The 19,166-nt window shown below is 51.7% G+C and carries 13 protein-coding genes; 1 reads left to right on the top strand and 12 read right to left on the bottom strand.

What is annotated here, in order from left to right; genetic code table 11:
* Positions 1-58 precede the first annotated feature (58 nt).
* From olsA to mutS, 10 genes are all read right to left on the bottom strand, one after another.
* The gene (gene olsA, locus CRO57_RS15230) at positions 59-919 is read right to left on the bottom strand and encodes a lyso-ornithine lipid O-acyltransferase (RefSeq protein WP_097154323.1); all 861 of its coding nucleotides are present in this window, start codon (positions 917-919) and stop codon (positions 59-61) included.
* 30 nt (positions 920-949) lie between these two features.
* Entirely contained in the window at positions 950-1,381 is a 432-nt protein-coding gene (locus CRO57_RS15225) for a Fur family transcriptional regulator (RefSeq protein WP_097154322.1), read from the bottom strand.
* A gap of 65 nt (positions 1,382-1,446) precedes the next feature.
* Positions 1,447-1,935, bottom strand: coding sequence for a ribosomal protein S18-alanine N-acetyltransferase (gene rimI / locus CRO57_RS15220; protein ID WP_210200883.1), 489 nt, complete (start codon positions 1,933-1,935; stop codon positions 1,447-1,449).
* Positions 1,936-1,993: 58 nt separating this feature from the next.
* Entirely contained in the window at positions 1,994-2,716 is a 723-nt protein-coding gene (gene tsaB, locus CRO57_RS15215) for a tRNA (adenosine(37)-N6)-threonylcarbamoyltransferase complex dimerization subunit type 1 TsaB (protein WP_170956125.1), read from the bottom strand.
* A 99-nt stretch (positions 2,717-2,815) separates the two neighbouring features.
* Positions 2,816-3,370, bottom strand: a complete 555-nt coding sequence (locus CRO57_RS15210; RefSeq protein WP_097154492.1) for a NifU family protein — start codon at positions 3,368-3,370, stop codon at positions 2,816-2,818.
* Positions 3,371-3,530: 160 nt separating this feature from the next.
* On the bottom strand, positions 3,531-4,028 hold the full coding sequence (locus CRO57_RS15205; RefSeq protein WP_097154320.1) for a universal stress protein: 498 nt from the start codon (positions 4,026-4,028) through the stop codon (positions 3,531-3,533).
* Between the two features lie 162 nt (positions 4,029-4,190).
* A complete protein-coding gene (trpS, locus tag CRO57_RS15200; RefSeq protein ID WP_097154491.1) occupies positions 4,191-5,270 on the bottom strand; it encodes a tryptophan--tRNA ligase in 1,080 nt (359 codons plus the stop codon).
* A gap of 162 nt (positions 5,271-5,432) precedes the next feature.
* Positions 5,433-6,995 carry a murein biosynthesis integral membrane protein MurJ gene (gene murJ / locus CRO57_RS15195; RefSeq protein WP_097154319.1) on the bottom strand — a complete coding sequence of 521 codons (1,563 nt, stop codon included), beginning with the start codon at positions 6,993-6,995 and terminating at the stop codon, positions 5,433-5,435.
* 117 nt (positions 6,996-7,112) lie between these two features.
* Positions 7,113-9,944, bottom strand: a complete 2,832-nt coding sequence (locus CRO57_RS15190) for a [protein-PII] uridylyltransferase (protein ID WP_280176187.1) — start codon at positions 9,942-9,944, stop codon at positions 7,113-7,115.
* A 101-nt stretch (positions 9,945-10,045) separates the two neighbouring features.
* Positions 10,046-12,796 (bottom strand): DNA mismatch repair protein MutS, encoded by a 2,751-nt coding sequence (mutS, locus tag CRO57_RS15185; RefSeq protein WP_097154317.1) that lies wholly within the window; start codon positions 12,794-12,796, stop codon positions 10,046-10,048.
* 332 nt (positions 12,797-13,128) lie between these two features.
* On the opposite strand from mutS, the gene CRO57_RS15180 reads away from it, so the two are divergent.
* Positions 13,129-15,408, top strand: a complete 2,280-nt coding sequence (locus CRO57_RS15180; RefSeq protein ID WP_097154316.1) for an NADP-dependent malic enzyme — start codon at positions 13,129-13,131, stop codon at positions 15,406-15,408.
* Positions 15,409-15,478: 70 nt separating this feature from the next.
* Here the strand turns inward: CRO57_RS15180 and olsB are convergent, their stop codons facing one another.
* Positions 15,479-16,453: a l-ornithine N(alpha)-acyltransferase gene (gene olsB / locus CRO57_RS15175; RefSeq protein WP_097154315.1), complete on the bottom strand. Its 975-nt coding sequence runs from the start codon at positions 16,451-16,453 to the stop codon at positions 15,479-15,481.
* A gap of 192 nt (positions 16,454-16,645) precedes the next feature.
* Positions 16,646-19,069 carry a PAS domain-containing hybrid sensor histidine kinase/response regulator gene (locus tag CRO57_RS15170; protein WP_097154314.1) on the bottom strand — a complete coding sequence of 808 codons (2,424 nt, stop codon included), beginning with the start codon at positions 19,067-19,069 and terminating at the stop codon, positions 16,646-16,648.
* Positions 19,070-19,166: the final 97 nt, after the last annotated feature.

Here is a 19,166-nt window from a genome sequence, read left to right as displayed (position 1 = left end):
GCTTTAGCGCATTTTCCGCGAATTTGCAAAGCGCAAATTCCGTCATCTTGCCTCGATGCTATTGTTTGGCAATCCGTCTCTCGAAAAGTGCAGCACGGGTCATCGCTCTTACTTCATTTTCAGCCATTTGCGCAATCTGCTTGCGATTCACGCTATCATCCATCGGGATTGGCTCGCCATAGCTTATCGTAACATCCAATGCGCCCTCTTTCAGTATGGCCCAAAGATGAGGCATCAATTCCATATCACCATACCAGGCCGCGAGTGGGCGATGCTGACGCCCCATTGGCAGACCCTGAACTGCGGTATAGGCAATGGACACCGGTTGTATCCAAACCGATGGAGCAGACGTGGTAGAAGTCTCGTTTTGGTTGGCTTCAGATGCAGTGGACATTGCTGCGCTCGCTGCTCCAATAAGCGCTGAGCGGAAAGGCAGAACCCGATTACCGTCTGAGGAAGTCCCTTCCGGAAACAGAACCATGGCATCGCCTTGGGCCAAACGCTCGGCAATCGCCTTGGCAACCTTTCCCGTCTCGGATCGGCGGGTTCGGTTGACAAATATGGAGCGTTGCAATTTGGCAAACCATCCAAAGATTGGCCAATTCGCCACTTCTGATTTGGCAATGAAGGAAAGCGGGCGACTTTGTCCCAAAACCACAATATCAAGCCAGGATACATGATTTGCCGTAATCAGAACCGAGCCTTTGTCAATCGCCAAACGCCCTTTGGTTCTGACCCTGACACCAAAACCAAAGCAAGCCAAACGATGATAAATGACCGGAATCCAGCGTGCTGTTGGCAATTTTGCTGTAACGGAAAGCGCCTGCAGGGGCAAACCGATCAGGGTAATTCCAATCAGAAAGCCGCTTGCCAGCGTGGCCCGGATGGTCGCAGTATCTGGAATCGTTACTTGACGCATGGCCTTGCTCCCAAGGGAAAAACTGGCTCACTAATCCTTTGAATCCTCAAGTGGAACCCCGTACAGCTCCAAACGATGATCCACCAATTTGAAACCAAGACGACGAGCAACTTCAGTCTGCAAACGCTCGATTTCCTCATCGCGAAATTCGATCACTTTGCCAGAACGCAAATCGATCAGATGATCATGATGCTCATCGGAAATGGTCTCATAGCGCGCACGACCATCTCGGAATTCATGCCGCTCGATAATGCCAGCGTCTTCAAACAATTTGACCGTGCGATAGACGGTAGAAATGGAAATGCCACTATCAATACTCGATGCCCGGTTATACAATTCTTCCACATCTGGATGATCTTCTGCAGCGTCCAGGACGCGGGCAATCACACGCCGTTGCTCGGTCATTCTCATACCGGCATTGACACACAAATCCTCGATGGCGGTCTTCTTGATGATGGTCATCACATTGTTGCCCTTTGCTGCCTCTGCAGATCAGGATGCTTTTCCAATCCTGTTTCCTTCGCGCTCTAGCCATCCAGCTCGACTTGCATGATGAGGGCCGTAGCGGCACTATCTTTGCCACTCGTATAATAGCCCTTCCGCTCACCGACTTTTTCAAACCCGAGCTTTTGGTAGAGCAATAGCGCAGGTTGGTTGCCCTCGTCCACCTCCAGAAACAGCTTGGCCATCCGATCTGCATAGAGCTTTCGCATAACTTCACGCATCAACAGCTCTCCCGCTCCCGTTTTTCGCTGGACAGGATCCACAGCAATGGTCAGGATTTCCGCTTCGTCCAGAACTGTGCGAACCAGCACAAAGCCAATAATCTTGTCTTTTATCCGCAAGTTTGAACGCCGCAGAACCAGACAATCGATGCCATCATCACCCAGAAAGGACTGGAACTCACTATCGGTCCAGGCACGGGCGAAAGATTTTTTGTGAATATCGGATAGAACCGGCACGTCTTCCAGCATCGCCGGCGCAATCGACGAGGTATTTTTGATCGGGAAGATCACCCAAATGCTCCCACAGTCTTGTTTATGTCTTCATCCCACAATGAGTGTGAAACAAAGATCAGGCCCTTGCAATGGCCTTCCCGACTTGGGGTTTTGCATCTGGTGCCCGCAAGTAAAGTGGAGATGGACTGATATCAGTTTTTGGCTGTTTTAGCGCCCATTTCGCAACAACCGCCATATCGGGCACTTGTGGAAGGAGTGATGGCTCCCCTGCCTCATTGTTTTGCGGTTCATCCTGCACTTGGCGAATCAGCTCCGAGGCACTGCCAATCAAAGACACATCTTTCATTGAAGACAGGTCCTGCATCACCTCTTCAAGGCTGGCGGCTTTTGGCTTGCTCTCATGATCCAATCCGAAAATCTGGCAATAGATCTGCCCGCGACGGGCGTCGATCGCTGCACATATCACCCCGTCTTGACCTAACTCTCTGGCTGTCACTTCCAATGCCTGCAATGTGGACAGGCCGACCAACGGGATCTTGAGTGCCAAGGCAAAGGCACGCGCTGTTGCCAGCCCAACACGAAGGCCTGTAAAGCTTCCCGGGCCAACTGTCACCGCAAGGCAAGTCAGATCGGAATAGTCAACTTCAGCTTCCTGCATCAATGCTTCCAGCTGTGTCATCAGAGCTTCTGCATGGCCGCGATCCATCAAGATGGACTTCTCGATCAGAACCGGCTCTGTACCTTCTTCGGGGCAGATTGCCAAAGCCAGCGAACAGGCATTGAGAGCCGTATCGATTGCCAGACAAATCTGACGCCCGGGCTGCTGATCTGAGGTCATGATGGCGATCCTGATGGTTTCGTAGTTTCCCCATGCAAAAGGGCTGTATGATGTTTGCATACAGCCCTTTTGAAATTTCTACAATATCAATCGATGTGCTTAAACGGCACGCACTTCCTGTACATCCGGCAGGAAGTGGCGCAACAGGTTTTCGATGCCATGTTTCAGGGTCGCGGTGGATGACGGACAACCGGCGCAAGCACCACGCATCTGCAAATAGACAACACCATCGCGGAAGCCGTGGAACGTGATATCGCCGCCATCCTGCGCAACAGCAGGACGAACGCGGGTTTCCAGCAATTCCTTGATGGTAGCAACGGTATCAGCGTCAGCTTCGTCGTAATCTTCGCCGCCACCGTTGGTTATCTCTTCGATCTTCATGATGGGTGCGCCAGACATGAAATGTTCCATGATGGCACCAAGAATAGCAGGTTTGATATGCTGCCATTCAGCTTCACCTTTGGTGATGGACACAAAGTCAAAGCCGAAGAAAACGCCTTCTACGCCTTCAATCGAGAAAAGCTTTTGTGCCAATGGAGAGACTTCGGCTTCCTGCATGGAGCGGAAATCATGGGTGCCATCTTCCAAAACAACCTTGCCTGGCAGAAATTTCAAGGTAGCCGGATTGGGTGTTGCTTCGGTTTGAATAAACATGTCTGTTCCTTCATATGGTTCGGCCATGGCGCAATCAACATCCCTATGGTCGTGCGGGACGGTGCGCAAAATCTATCAGTCTCACTAGAGAGATACGCTTTTTGACGGAAACTTCAAGCGCGAACGTCTCGCAACTGGCTATTTCTTTTTTTTCAAAGAGTTACGCCAGAGCTTCAATATCCTCATCTGACAGATCCCCGGGTACGATTGTCACCGGAATGTGGAATGCCCCATTTGCATGGTTTGCAATAGAGGATACCAGAGGCCCCGGCCCGTCGCCAGAGCCGGTCGCTGCCGCCAGAACCAGAATAGCGATATCTTCGTCTTCATTGATCAAGTCACTGATCTGTTCAGCTACCATTCCGTCACGAATGACACTTTCCGGTGAAATCTGCGCAACTGCGCGTACCCGTTCATCAAAGCGCGCCAGAACTTCTTCTGCTGCTTCGCGTGCCTCGGCCTTCATGATTTCCTCAACCCCCAGCCAATGTTGGAACTGGCCGGGCTCAATCACCATCAGCATTGTAAGGGCTCCACCGGTGCTCGCAGCACGGCGGGCAGCGTAAATGACCGCTCTGTCGCATTCGGATGTGTCATCAATAACAACCAAAAACTTGCGACGATGGCCAGCTTCGTGACTTTTGCGTTTTGTAACCATGGCGTCAGCCTGCCACGAACACACGTTCGGAGCAAGACATGAGCTCCATGATGCTCCCAGAAAAACAACACCCCTCCTGGATGCTCATTTCTTCCATGAGCATCCAGGAGGGGCTATCAATTTCTTTGTTCAGGCAAAGTCAAACACAGTACCTAAAGAGTGTTATGCCTTGCGGATGAAGCCAACGATATCCTTGACTTGATCCAGAACTGGCTCGGCAATCGCTGAAGCTTTTTCTGCACCCTCACAGAGGATCTTGTCGATATGGCTCTTGTCATCCATCAGACGACGCATCTCGTCCGTGATTGGAGAGAGCTTGTCCAGAGACAATTCAACAAGTGCAGGCTTGAATTTGGAGAATTCAGAGCCACCAAACTCACCTAGAATCTGTGCTTTTTCCTTACCAGACAAAGCGGCGTAAATGCCGACCAGATTGGCAGCTTCCGGGCGACCTTCCAGACCCTCCACTTCACTTGGCAGCGCTTCAGCGTCGGTTTTGGCCTTGCGAATTTTCAGTGCAATGGTTTCGGCATCATCGGTCAGATTGATACGGGCCTTATCGGAGGCATCAGACGAAGACATCTTCTTGGAACCATCACGCAAGGACATAACACGTGGAGCCGGGCCACCGATCAGAGGCTCTGGCTGAGGGAAGAAAACTTTCTCCGGATCTGTCGTCGCATCGCGGTTTAAATTGTCTACGCCATAGCCAAGATCGGCAATACGATCGGCAAAATCGATGTTGAATTTCTGAGCCGTGTCGCGTGCCAGTTCCAGATGCTGTTTCTGATCTTCACCAACCGGCACATGGGTCGCTTTATAAGCCAGAATATCGGCAGACATCAGGTTCGGGTAGACAAACAGACCAGTGGAGACATTCTCACGGTTCTTGCCAGCCTTATCCTTGAACTGGGTCATGCGATTCAACCATCCCATACGGGCAACACAGTTGAAGATCCAGCCAAGCTCGGCATGAACCGGCACCTGGCTCTGGTTGAAGACGATATGTTTGGTCGGATCGATACCAGCTGCCAAGAAGCCTGCGGTTACTTCACGTGTACGCTGTTCCAGACCTGCAGGATCTTGCCAAACGGTGATGGCATGCATGTCCACGACACAGAAGACGCAATTGTAGCTTTCTTGCAGATCAACGAATTTGGTGATGGCGCCAAGATAGTTGCCAAGATGCAGGTTGCCAGATGGCTGAATGCCGGAAAAGACGCGTGGCTCAAAAGCGGCCATGATCATATCCTCTTCATGTTGCCCAAGCGGTTGGACGCGCAAGGGGGGGAGGGAGAGCCCCGTAGGCTCAACAAAAACAGAGGTGGTTATCGGTCAAGGACGATAAGGTTGCAAGGCCTTTGTTGCTATTGGGGTAAATGCCCAAAGAATATTAGCGGAAGATCAAGCCGAACGACGGCGAAGACGTGCCTTCAACTCTGATAGGTGGATGGCTCCAGTGCCCAATGTCGCAACAAGAAACAGCCCTATGCCCGCGATTACCAGAGCAGCCAAAGCAAGCGCCTGATTCAAAAGGTTCGAGCTTTGCAGCCAACCAAGCATTTGTTGCTGTAGTGCATAGACCCCTGCCCCCATGATGAGGGAAGCCAAAAGGAACAGGGTCAGTCGACGAATCAGCAATGCATCTGCGACGAAATGCCCGCGTCGTTGCAGGCTAACGGCCAAGAGAATCACATTCACCCAACCCGCCGCTGTGGTAGCAATCGCAATACCGACATGCTGGATGAATGGAAAGAGGATGAGCGACCCGACAACATTGACCACCATGGCGATAGCAGCGAATTTCATTGGCGTTTTGGTGTCATGACGGGCAAAGAAACCCGGTGAAAGGACCTTGTTGAGTACGAAAGCCGGAAGACCGAAAGCGAAGGCAGCCAGCGCCATTGCCGTGAGTTGTGTATCATCTGCGCTGAATTTACCGCGCTCAAACAGAACCTGAATGATCGGTGCCGGGATAACCGCCAGAGCGATGGACGCAGGAAGCGTCAGAAACATGGCAAATTCCATGGCCCGGTTTTGAGAGCCAATAACGGCATCCTCATTCCCTGCTCTTACCTTTCTGGTGAGATCTGGCAGAAGAACCACGCCAATGGCGATGCCAACCACACCAAGCGGCAATTGATAGATGCGGTCTGCATAATAGAGGTACGAGACCGCACCCGCCTGAAAGGAGGCAATAATCGTACCGATGGTGATATTAAGCTGGGTAACACCACCCGCAATGATGCCGGGAATGCCAAGCTTGATCAATTTTTTGGTGTTGCCAGTATGGCGTGGACGTTTCAAGGAGATTGGGAAGCCTGCTTTCCTGATCGCCAGAACCAGGGATGCCAACTGAACAAAGCCCGCAACAAAAACACCCCAAGCCAGATAATGGCCAGCCAGATCACTTTTGCCTGCCCCATTCAGTAAAATCAGCACCAATGTCGAGATCAGAACGATATTGAGCAGGACCGGTGCAAAGGCGGCAGCTGCAAACTTACCCAGAGAATTCAGGACACCCGAAAGAAAGGCGATGAGGGACATGCAGAGCAGATAGGGAAAAGTGACGCGAGTCAGCACAACCGCCAGATCGAACTTGGCTCCGTCTTCCACAAAACCCGGTGCCAGAATATGGATCATCCATGGCATGGCAAGTTCTGCCAAAGCCGTGAACAGCAACAAGACCAGCAAGAGACCCGCCAGGATCTCTTCCGCAACTTTTCTGGCACCAGAAGAGCCCTCTTCCTGCAAACTGGCAGCAAAAATTGGCACGAAAGCGGAGTTGAACGCCCCTTCCGCAAAGAGACGACGAAACAGATTTGGCAGGCGAAATGCGACAAGAAAAGCATCAGCCACCGGCCCGGTCCCTACCGTTGCAGCCATCAACATGTCACGCACAAAGCCAAGCAAGCGGCTTGCAAGCGTTGCCACACCAACTGTGGCAAAGTTTTTCAGCATGGACATGGAGGCAGCACTTTCAATCAACCAAACAGCAAAAACAGTGTCACCGACTTATAGCTCTTTTTGAGGCCGGATCAATTTTTATCGCAGATTATGTGCTGCTCAAACACTGCCCCCTATTTATACAGGTTGGGATTTGGTTGTTTTGCCTTTCAAAGCCGCAAGCAAGGTCTCTTCGATTGCCTGCTTTCGATCCACATTGGTGATTTTCGCACCGGTCAGATCGGTTACATAGAAGCTATCCACGACACGCTCGCCATAGGTAATGATGTGCGCCGAGGCGATATCGAGATTCAATGCCGATAATGCCCTGGTCAGATCGGAGAGCAAACCCGGACGATCCAGACCAGATATTTCAATGACCGTTGCCTGATTGGACAATTCATTGTTGAGCGTGACTTTTGGTGTCCGGCGGAAGGCACGATAACGCTTTTTGTGTTTTTCCTTTTGCGCGACCAGAGGAGGAAGCCGTGTTTCTCCTTTCAGCACTTGCGTCAGCAAATCAACAATCCGATTGGCGCGACGACGCTCGTCCTTGTCCTCTTCAAATTCGCGAGAAATGAAGATGGTATCCAGCGCGCGCCCGTCTGTGGTGGTAAAGATCAAGGCATCCATGATATTGGCACCAGCCGCAGAACAAGCTCCTGCTATCATGGACAATAGACGCGGATGATCGGGTGCAAGAATGGTGATTTGAGTGATGGCCTCGAATTCCAGTGTCTTGATGGAAACAGCGATTGATTGTCCCTTTTTATCCGCAGAGCGGATCAGCTCGGCATGCTCCAATGCGCTGTCCATGTCGGTGCGCAACCAATAGGCTGGATAATGCAGATCGAGATAAGACTTGACCTCTTTCTTGCTCCAGCCCTCCAGTTTGGCGACAAATTGCTCCTTCATATGTGCAAGACGTGCGTCCCGCGATGTTTTGGAATGACCGCCGGTCAGGATCGGTTCTGCCTCATAATAGAGGGTACGCAGAAGCTGTCCTTTCCAGCCATTCCAGACATCCGGGCCAACCGCCTTGATGTCACATACAGTGAGAATGAGCAGCATTTTCATCTGCTCCATGGTCTGGACGGAATGGCAGAAATCCAGGATGGTCTTGCGATCAGCCAAGTCACGGCTCTGAGAAATGGTGCTCATGGTCAGATGCTCTTGTACCAACCAGGCCACCTGTTCTGTTTGCTCTCGGGATAATCCAAATCGCGGACAGAGGCCACGGGCAACCTTGGCCCCGGCGATGGAATGATCTTCCGGTCTTCCCTTGGCAATATCATGCAGGAAGACCGCCATATACAGGACCACCCGATCATCCAGCTTGCGGATCAGTTCGTGGGAAAGCGGATGTTCTTCTCCAAGATTTCGCTTTTCGATCTCGGAAAGAATTCCCACCGAGCGCAGCAAATGCTCATCAACCGTGTAGTGGTGATACATATTGAACTGCATCATGGCGACGATCTTGCCGAATTCCGGTACGAAGCGCCCCAAAACACCAGCTTCGTTCATGCGGCGCAGAATACTTTCGGGATCTCGCCGGGAGGTCAGGATCTTGACGAAGAGCCTGTTGGCTTCCTTGTCTTTTCTCACCACACGCGTAATCAGTCGCAAAGAGCGACGGATCAATTGCATGGCGTCAGGATGGAAAGCCAGATTTTCCTTATCCGCCACTGCAAAGATACGAATGAGATTGACTGGATCGCGTTTGAAAACCTCATCATCCATAATCGTCAAACGGCCATGTTCGATGACAAAATCTTGTTGACCGCGAATCTTTCTGCGACGACGGAACGGGATGGAGGAGAAGAAACGGTTGATCCCTGGAGCCTGACGCCCGAAATCCTCTTCCAGAGCCGCACAAAAAATGCGGGTCAAATCGCCCACTTCCTTGGCGACCAAAAAGTAGTGCTTCATGAAGCGCTCGACCGAGTGCTGACCCGGACGGCTGGCATATCCCATTCGTCCGGCAAGTTCTCGCTGTAAATCAAAACTCAAGCGTTCTTCGGCTCGGCGGGTCAGGAAATGCAGATGACAACGCACGGTCCAGAGAAAATCGTTTGTTCTTTTGAAGCGGCTATATTCCTTGGCCGTAAAGACCCCGGCTTCGATCAACTCCTTACCCTTGCGGACCCGGTAAACATATTGCCCGATCCAAAAGAGCGAGTGCAGATCACGCAGACCACCCTTGCCTTCCTTGACATTGGGTTCCACCATATAGCGACTGTTGCCCTGCTGAGTATGGCGGGCGTCCCGCTCGGCAAGTTTGGCAGTCATGAACTCGCTGCCAGAATCCTGCATGACTTCCTTGTCATAACGCTCGATCAGAGAATCATATAAAGGCTGTTCACCGCAGATAGGTCTTGCTTCAAGCAACGCCGTTCGGATTGTCATATCCGTCTTGGAGAGACGAACACAATCATCCAGCGTGCGAGTGGAATGACCGACTTTCTGACCCAGATCCCAAAGCATATAGAGGATATACTCCACCACGCTCTCACCCCAGGCCGTTTGCTTGTAGGGCAGCAGGAAGAGCAGGTCGATATCAGACTGAGGGCCGAGGGTCGCGCGTCCATAGCCACCCACTGCGATAACGGTCATTTTCTCGGAATCTGACGGGTTCACCACCCGATAAACATAGGTGGTGGCAAAGTCATAGATCAGCCGGATCAGGCAATCTTCCAGATAGGATAAACGGATCGCACAGAGGATGCCGCTTCCATCTTCAAACAGCATCTCTTCAGCTTTTTTGCGCCCCTGCCCCAAACGCTCCTTGAAAAGCGCCAGTATCTTGCCACGCAGTTTGAAATCATCTGACTTGCCATCATGATTTTCGACCAGTTCCTGAAGGGCCTGTCTGGTTTGGTCGACGTCAATCAAACCATCTTCTTGGGGCGCTATCTTCATCATGGTGAGCTGGCTTTCTGTTTGCGGTGATACGCTTTGCCCATTTCTCAAGCAAATTGAAGGCCAAGTGACCTACCGACATGAACAAGGGTCAGGATTTATTCAACAAGCGTCAAGTGAGACCTTGGGTCCCACCTTCCCCATTCACGCCCCTATTGTAGCATTCCTTTTAACTGATAGAGCATTTCGTGCGCCTGTCTTGGGCTGAGGTCATCCGGATTGACATCCTGAAGTGCAACACGCAGCTCATCAGGTTCCTCTTCCTCATTGCTCATTACATGGGCAGTTGCATGGAAAAGAGGCAGATCATCGATCATGGTCTTGGCGTTGGATTGGCGATCACCCTCTTCCAGATGTTCCAGCACGGCCTTTGCGCGCCCCACAACTGCAGGCGGCAAACCTGCCAATTTGGCCACCTGGATGCCATAGGAACGGTCAGCTGCACCGGGGATGATCTCATGCAAGAAAACCACATCGCCTTTCCATTCCTTGACCTTGACCGTTGCATTGACCAGACGTGGCAATTTTTCGTGCAGGACTGTCAGCTCGTGGTAATGGGTGGCAAAGAGAGAGCGAGATTTGTTCACATCATGCAGGTTCTCGATCGTAGCCCAGGCAATGGAGAGGCCATCAAAGGTCGCCGTACCACGTCCGATTTCATCAAGAATCACCAACGAGCGTTCACCAGCCTGATTCAGAATGGCAGCGGTCTCAACCATTTCCACCATGAAGGTGGACCGGCCACGCGCTAGATCGTCCGCTGCTCCGACACGAGAGAAAAGCCGATCAATCAGACCGATATGAGCGTTGGATGCGGGCACGAAGGACCCCATCTGCGCCAAAATGGCAATCAGCGCATTTTGGCGCAGAAATGTCGATTTACCAGCCATATTAGGACCGGTCATCAGCCAGATCTTGCCGTTGGTTTCACCATTTTGCGGGCTGAGATTGCAATCATTGGCGACAAAGGCATCGGCACCGTCGCTCATAAGCGCTTGCTCGACCACCGGATGGCGGCCGCCCTCGACATGAAAGGCCAGACTCTCATCTATCACGGGGCGGCAGTAATTCTGCTCTTCTGCCAGCAAGGCCAGAGCGATGGAAACATCCAGCACCGCCAACGCATGAGAGGCGTTCTTGATCATATCGCTGGCAGCCAGAACTTCTCGCTCCAGATGGGCGAAAATGTCCTGTTCGATTGCCAAGGCTTTGCCTGCGGCCGAAGCAATCTTCGCCTCCAGATCCGCCAGTTCCGTAGTGGTGAATCGCACGGCATTGGCCAATGTCTGGCGATGAATAAAGGTCTCGTTCAATGGTACCGACATCAGTTTGTCGGCATTGTTGGCGGTGACTTCGACAAAGTAGCCAAGCACATTGTTATGCTTGACCTTGATGCTTTTGATGCCGGTCAGGTCTGCATAATCGGCTTGCAGTGATGCAATCACGCGGCGACTTTCATCACGCAGCGAGCGTAACTCATCAAGGCTTGGATCATATCCCGAACGCACAAAGCCACCATCGCGGGCCAGCAATGGCACTTCGTCATCCAATGCTGCGCCCAAAAGCGTACCAAGATTTTGAGGCAAAGCAGAAAGAGCTTCATAAGAACGAAGCAGTTCTGCTGGTAATTGCTCAGGTTCGACGCTTTGTCCAAGCTGTGCCAACAGAGTGATACTGGAAGCAAAACCACCACGAATGGCCAGCAGATCACGTGGACCGCCGCGGCCAAGAGAGAGCCGCGACAACGATCGTGGCATATCAGGTGCTATTTTTATGGCATCGGATAGATCTTCACGAAGACCAGTCTGTTCCAAAAACCAACTGACGGAATCTTGCCGTGCAATAATCTCTCCCAGCTCCACCAAAGGAGATGCAAGGCGCGCTGCAAGCAAACGAGAGCCACCGCCTGTGAGCGTTTTATCGATGGTCGAAAGAAGTGAGCCTCTCTTTTCACCCGACAACGTACGGATCAGTTCCAGATTGGTCCGGGTCGCAGCATCAATGGACACGGTTCGGGCGGAGATTTCCCGCACAGGCGGGCTAAGAGGTGGGCGCGCGCCCAGTTGGGTTTTCTCGACATAGGCAAGAACGGCACTTGCAGCCATCAATTCAACCCGTTCAAACTGACCAAACCCATCAAGGGTAGAGACCTTGAAATAGTCTTTCAGACGGTCTGCTGCGGTTGAACCATCAAAGAAAGCCCGGGGAACCGGAGATAATGCTCCCCTCACCTCTTCGTTCAGTGCGCGGATGTCTGACTCTTGCAGGATATTGTCGGAAAGGATGATTTCGCGTGGATCAAGGCGCGCCAATTCTGCGTTGAGGCGCAGGTGGTCGACTTGTTGGACACCGAACTCGCCGGTTGAGAGCTCCAACCAGGAAAGACCATAGAGCGCCTCTTCCTGCTCACCGGTTTTCACCCGGGCAATGGCTGTCAGATAATTGGAGCTGGCAGCATCAAGCAAACTATCCTCGGTCAGCGTGCCGGGAGTTACCAGACGCACCACTTCTCGCCGAACCACTGATTTGGAGCCACGTTTCTTGGCTTCTGCCGGATCTTCTGTCTGTTCACACACCGCAACCTTGAAACCAAGAGCGATCAATCGATCCAGATAACCGTCCGCTGCATGGATCGGTACGCCGCACATAGGGATATCCTGCCCCTGATGCTTGCCGCGTTTGGTCAGGGTAATCCCGAGTGCTTGGGCAGCATGAACTGCATCCTCGAAAAACAGCTCATAGAAATCGCCCATACGATAGAAAAGCAGACAATCGGAATTGGCATTCTTGATTTCGATGAATTGCTCCATCATGGGCGTGATCTTTTGCCCAGGTTCTATGGCAATTTTCCCACCGACTTTCGTACCCTGTGGCTGGCTGGCGATATTCTTCTGCTCGTTCATCACTTGGGGCCTGATTTATCCTTGTGCGATAGATTTTGGGGGACATTCATACTCGATCCAGCCCGGAAATCCTGGTCTTTTTTCGTCATATTCTTGGGCTGGAGAGGCGAATCCCCGTCAATTTTTTCGCACATTAACAACAAAGCGGGTGTCTAGACCACAAAAGGAAACCTTTTGGCTGATTGCGACTGGAAGCAGCTTGCAATAATGTGCATAACTCGTGATCCGATTTACATGAATGATGGTGTGATTTGCGCGCAAGGACCAACCTTTCAAGCTGCGCATACCAGCGTCAAAGCCGCTGATTGTTTTGAGAGAAGAGGAAGCCCGACGTGGGACAGGACAATATCAAGAACGGTGTAACCGTCACCGATGAGGAAGCGCTGAAATTCCATCAGCAAGGCCGGCCGGGCAAGCTGGAAATTGTACCCACCAAACCCATGGCGACCCAGCGTGATTTGTCGCTGGCCTATTCTCCGGGTGTGGCAGCTCCTGTTCGGGCCATTGCAGAAGATCCTTCCCGTGCCTTTGATTATACCGCTCGCGGCAATGTCGTCGCCGTGATCACCAACGGCTCTGCCATTCTGGGTCTTGGTAATCTTGGGGCTCTTGCCTCCAAGCCTGTGATGGAAGGGAAATCCGTTCTCTTCAAACGCTTTGCTGATGTGGATTCCATCGATCTGGAAATTGATACCCAAGATCCTGATACCTTCATCAATGCCGTGCGCTATCTCGGCCCTTCCTTTGGTGGCATCAATCTGGAAGACATCAAGGCTCCAGAATGTTTCATCATTGAGCAAAAGCTCAAGGAAGTCATGGATATCCCGGTCTTTCATGATGACCAGCATGGCACCGCCATCATTGCAGCAGCTGGCCTGTTCAATGCCATGCATCTGACCGGACGCGACCTCAAGGACACAAAGGTCGTCTGTAATGGGGCGGGGGCTGCTGGTATTGCCTGTATCGAGCTGGTCAAAGCCATGGGTATTCCGCACGAAAATGTTATTCTGTGCGACACCAAAGGCCCGATCTATCAAGGTCGTGAAGAGGGCATGAACCAGTGGAAGTCCGCTCATGCTGTTCCAACCGAAGTACGCTCTCTGGCAGAAGCCATGGATGGTGCTGATGTTTTCTTCGGCGTATCCGTTAAAGGCGCTTTGACGCCTGAGATGGTCAAGAGCATGGCTCCATCGCCAATCATTTTTGCCATGGCCAATCCAGATCCGGAAATCACACCGGAAGAAGCCCATGCCGTGCGTGAAGATGCCATTGTGGCCACCGGTCGTTCTGACTATCCCAATCAGGTCAACAACGTTCTCGGCTTCCCCTATATCTTCCGTGGTGCTTTGGATGTGCGCGCCACCGAGATCAATGATCACATGAAAGTGGAAGCTGCTCGCGCTATTGCGGCTCTGGCTCGCGAAGATGTGCCGGATGAGGTGGCCAATGCCTATCAGGGCAATCGTCCGAAATTCGGTCCTGATTACATCATTCCGGTGCCGTTTGATCCACGTCTGATTTCTGCTATTCCGCCAGCAGTTGCCAAAGCAGCGATGGAAAGTGGTGTCGCCCAGCGTCCTATTCTGGATTTGGCTGATTATGCCCAGCAGCTTTCTGCCCGCCGCGATCCTTTGGCCTCAACGCTGCAGCGCGTCTATTCCAAAGTTCGCCGCAATCCAAAACGCGTTGTTTTTGCTGAAGGTGAGGAAGAGCAAGTCATGCGCGCCGCTATTTCCTTCGCCAACGAGGAACTCGGTACGGCCATTCTGATTGGCCGCGATGACGACGTGCGTCGCACCGCCCAGAAAGCCGGGATTGATCTGAACCGTCCGGGTATCGAGTTGGTCAATGCCCGAAATTCGACTCGCTCTGAGGATTATGCCGATCATCTTTTCCGTCGCTTGCAGCGCAAGGGCTATCTCTATCGCGACTGCGTGCGTCTGGTGAACAATGATCGCAACATTTTTGGCGCTTCCATGGTTGCGATGGGTGATGCGGATGCGATGATTTCAGGCGTGACCCGCAATTATTCCATCGTTCTGGAGGATGTTCAGAAAGTCATCGATCCGCGCCCGGGCCACCGAGTGATTGGTGTGACCATTTCGCTCTGTAAGGACCGTACAGTGCTCGTTGCTGATACTGCCGTGCATGATATGCCAAATTCAGAAGAACTGGCTGACATCGCAGAAGAAGCCTCTGGCGCAGCACGCAAGCTGGGTATCGAGCCTCGTGTTGCCTTCCTTGCTTACTCTACCTTCGGGCATCCGGAAGGGGAGCGTTCTGACAACCTGCGTGATGCTGTAAAGCTTCTTGATCGTCGCCGGGTTGATTTTGAATATGAAGGCGAGATGGCTGCTGACGTGGCTCTGAATAGCGACCTGATGGCAGCGTATCCCTTCTGTCGTCTGTCCGGCCCGGCAAACGTTCTGGTTATGCCGGCCTTCCATGCTGCTTCCATCTCCACCAAGATGCTGCAGGAGCTGGGTGGCTCGACCATCATGGGTCCGTTGCTGGTAGGTCTGGATAAACCAGTTCAGATTGTCTCGCTCGGAGCACGCGATAGCGAGATCCTCAATATGGCTGCTTTGGCTGCCTATAATCTTGGCGCATGATTGCCAGAATGAAGATCAAGGAAAAAGGGCCTCTCAGGGGCCCTTTTTTGTATCTGATATCAGTGAATAATTAGCCGCGCTGTTCGACCGCCGATTTCACATGGTCGGTGCTGTAATGCTCTATATATTTCCGATCAATCCGATCAATCGGCATGATGATGAAAACATCCGTTGTGCCGAATTGATGGTCAACCATCGCAGATGAGCCAAAATAGCAACCAATGCGCATATAGGCTTTGACCAGTGGCGGAAGCTGACGCAGTGCCTTTCTGTCATTCAGCTCTTGTGGCTTCATCTGTTGCAGTGGCACTGCTATATCTGGCCAAGCTTCCACATTCCATTCCTTTGGAACGTCGCCTTGCTTTGAAAGGAAGGTGAGGGGCTCTGCAAGCTCTTTCGGATCAGTACCAGCCAGAGAAGCGCAACCGAACATCACATCAATGCGATGGATCTGGACATAGGCCCAGATGCCTTGCCAGAGCAGCTCAATCGTACGTTTGGTACGATAATCTTTCAGGACACAGGAGCGGCCCAGCTCCAAAAAACGCGCATCAGGGTGGCGCTCCAGCATGGGCTGGATGTTGAATTCATTGGCTGAGTAAAAGCCACCAAACATATCCGCCCGGTCCTGCCGTAGCAAACGATAGGTACCAACGATACGAGGCTCATTTTTACGAAACTTCTTTTTGGGGCAAGCATGATCCAGTACCAGAAGATGATCGCAAATGGCATCAAAGGCATCTGCATCACGACGAGTCAATTTGGTCTGGTTGCTCGGTTTGGCTCCCATTTCCTTGTAAAAGACCTTGTAACGCAACCGCTGGGCTTTCTTTACCTCCCGCTCCGTTTGCGCCAGACGGATTTCCAGCGAGCCAATGCGACCAAGAGTCAAGGGTGCAGAAGAGATCCGCCGGCCATCTTTGAGGCGATTGCGCCGCATGGCGGAAATCAGCTTTTTGGGAAGGGAAGGAGGAATAGGGCGTTGAGCGATCTTGTGTGGATGCCCTTCGATCTGAGCCGAATTTGAAAGACGTTTCTGAGCCATTGTCTTTGCCTTCTATCACAAGCCCGGGCCAATATCAGCTTCGGTTGAAAGAGGCATCAAGGCGGTTGTGCATTTTGCAAGTTCGCGAGCCAAAACATGCCCGACAAATCATCACTTTGACAAATCAACTTAAATATAGAATTGCACAGTTATATGACGCTTGGCAAAGAATAAATCCTTCCTATATCGCAATCACTTATGATTTGATTGACTGGCAGTAGCATGCACTGTGTTGATCAAATTCTGCGGATCAACCGGTTTGACGATGAAATCTGCAAAACCATGCGCCAGACAAGTCTTGCGGGTTTCCTGCAAGGCATCGGCGGTGAAGGCAACTTTGGGAATGGAACACCCAGTTACCTGATCACGCTTTTTCATCTGATCAAAAAGAGACAATCCATCCATATCTGGCATATGCAGATCGAGAAGCGCAACGTCAAATGGATGCTCCGCTTGCTCATCATACAGTTCCAAAGCCTGTTGACCTGATTGGGCCATAGAGACCTTGATATTGGCCTTGGTCAGAATGGACTTGGCGAGAAGGGCATTGATCTCATTGTCCTCTACCAGCAAAACATGCAGCTTATCAGAGGTTTCCTTGTCATGTTGTTCTGCTTCGCTCTCGGTCGTGATTGGAGCAGATGGTTTTTCATCTGCGGGTTCGACCCCTTCCGATGCTGTATGAACAGCTGCTTCGCCTTGCAAGCCAGCCCAGAGAGAGGATTTGCGCACCGGCTTTACAAGATAGCTGGTCATGCCCGTCTCACGCATCTGAGCGATCATGGAACGCTCGGACGGCTCAATCAGCACAATACGTCGACGGGGAAGGGGACGTGTCAATATTCCGGTAATCTCCGGATCAAAAACATCAAGGATTTTCTGGCTCCGCTCCGAATCAGCACCATTGATCAGGATATGATCTGGTGCAAGATTGTTATCTTCCTGTGCGATCCATTGCTGACTGGTCAGGGAATGAAAGCTCAAGCCCCAATCCTGACAATAAGAGCGAAAAGCCAGCTCATCAGCAGAAGTGAGATCGATGCCAAGCAAGCTTTTCCCTTTCAGCGGTTTGGCGTTGTCTTCTGTTTCTTCCTGTGCCAAAGCCGCTACGGGAAGATAAAGACTGAAGAGGCTTCCCTTACCAGGCGTACTGGAAGCCATCAGATCACCTTGCATCAACTGGGCCAGATGACGGGAAATGGCCAGCCCCAATCCTGCCCCATCATGACGACGGCTACGCCCGGTATCGATCTGCTCGAACTCCTCAAACAAACGCTCAAGCTCATCTACCTCAATGCCAATGCCAGTATCGCGCACAGAGAAATGCAGCAAACTTTGCTCCAGATCCAACTCCTTGCCAAGAAGCTCATGCGCCTGAGCGGGGAGGCAAAGTTCCAGTGAGATATTGATGGCACCGCTGTCGGTAAACTTGATGGCATTGCCCAGGAGATTGATCAGAATCTGACGCACGCGCACAGGATCCAGCAAGACTTTTTCCGGCAGATCCGGCGCCATCCAACTTGCAATGGACAGGCCTTTTCCCTGAGCATTGGGTGCCAGCAATTCAGCAACTTCCTCAACGATCTGGATGGGTGATGTCCAGTCTTCTTTCAAGGTCAACTTGCCGGCTTCAACACGTGAGAGATCCAGCACATCATTGACCAGCGAGAGAAGGGAAGATCCGGATTGACGCAGAGCCTGAACATAACTGATCTGTTCTGGGTTGAGTTCCGTTTGTTCCAGCAAATTAGCCATGCCGATCACGCCATTCAATGGTGTGCGCATTTCGTGGCTGATGGTTGCAAGAAAACGTGACTTGGCTTCACTTGCTGCCTCTACACGTTTATAGGCAGTGATATCGCGGGCAATGATCAGTCGCAAGGTTTCCTTGCGTTGCGCAGAACGCATCAAGGTCTCCGTCCAGCGGAACCAGCGTGGCCCTTGTGTGGTTTCGATGAGTTTTTCATGAAGCAGGGTGTCGTTGAGCTGACCTTGCGAATATTGGCGAATATCGGATCGCTCACGATTTTGTTCCTGCATGGCTCCTGCATCTTCAACAAGATGATCCGGATCCATATCGACCAGACTGCCTTCTTCACATTGGAACGGTATTTCCTTGTCACCCCGATCGAACCAATCATCGAAAGCCTTGTTGGCGAAATGGATGGTTCCGTCATCTCCTTGCTGGATGATGATGTCTCCTTGACGATTGAGAAGCGCGTTATATTTCAGCTCAGCCTCGCGCAATTCCCAGTTCTGATCATGGAGCTTCTCCAGCTCGCTATCCAGCAAGTTCAGATGACTGGATAGATCCAGTTCCACTTGCTCATTTTCATGGTCTTGTTCGGTCGTTTGAACGGAAACAGGAAGAGGAGCTTGATGTTGTCCGATCAGAAGCGTGACCAGAATGCCGACAAGTGCCCACAATAAACCCGCAACAAAGCCAAGTTTCGGCGTTATCCAGAAAAGTCCAACCCCAATAAGAAAAAGCAGGGCAGTCAGCAAAACCAATAGAAAGGGACGGGCCTGAAGCCAGACCATGATATTGGCCACAGCAGATCGCTGCTCGCCCTCAAGCTTCGGCTCTTCATGAATTGGATCGGAACTATTGGTCATTAAGCACTAGAAGCTCTGGCTATGATGGATCAAATTTCTTCCGTCATAGCACAGATCTGTGACCAAAACCTTGATCGCTGAGCTGTATGCTCCTACC

It is taken from the genome of Cohaesibacter gelatinilyticus, assembly GCF_900215605.1.
In the GTDB taxonomy this organism is placed as follows: Bacteria; Pseudomonadota; Alphaproteobacteria; order Rhizobiales; family Cohaesibacteraceae; genus Cohaesibacter; species Cohaesibacter gelatinilyticus.
Note: the sequence above shows the minus strand (reverse complement) of the source record. Positions and strands in the feature narration are given on the sequence as shown.

Excerpts from the sequence above, each read along its gene's own strand:
- tsaB (WP_170956125.1), bottom strand. The coding sequence starts at position 2,716 with ATGACCTCAGATCAGCAGCCCGGGCGTCAGATTTGTCTGGCAATCGAT.
- mutS (WP_097154317.1), bottom strand. The coding sequence starts at position 12,796 with ATGAACGAGCAGAAGAATATCGCCAGCCAGCCACAGGGTACGAAAGTC.
- CRO57_RS15170 (WP_097154314.1), bottom strand. The coding sequence starts at position 19,069 with ATGACCAATAGTTCCGATCCAATTCATGAAGAGCCGAAGCTTGAGGGC.
- trpS (WP_097154491.1), bottom strand. The coding sequence starts at position 5,270 with ATGGCCGCTTTTGAGCCACGCGTCTTTTCCGGCATTCAGCCATCTGGC.
- murJ (WP_097154319.1), bottom strand. The coding sequence starts at position 6,995 with ATGTCCATGCTGAAAAACTTTGCCACAGTTGGTGTGGCAACGCTTGCA.
- CRO57_RS15210 (WP_097154492.1), bottom strand. The coding sequence starts at position 3,370 with ATGTTTATTCAAACCGAAGCAACACCCAATCCGGCTACCTTGAAATTT.
- CRO57_RS15205 (WP_097154320.1), bottom strand. The coding sequence starts at position 4,028 with ATGGTTACAAAACGCAAAAGTCACGAAGCTGGCCATCGTCGCAAGTTT.
- olsA (WP_097154323.1), bottom strand. The coding sequence starts at position 919 with ATGCGTCAAGTAACGATTCCAGATACTGCGACCATCCGGGCCACGCTG.
- CRO57_RS15225 (WP_097154322.1), bottom strand. The coding sequence starts at position 1,381 with ATGACCATCATCAAGAAGACCGCCATCGAGGATTTGTGTGTCAATGCC.
- olsB (WP_097154315.1), bottom strand. The coding sequence starts at position 16,453 with ATGGCTCAGAAACGTCTTTCAAATTCGGCTCAGATCGAAGGGCATCCA.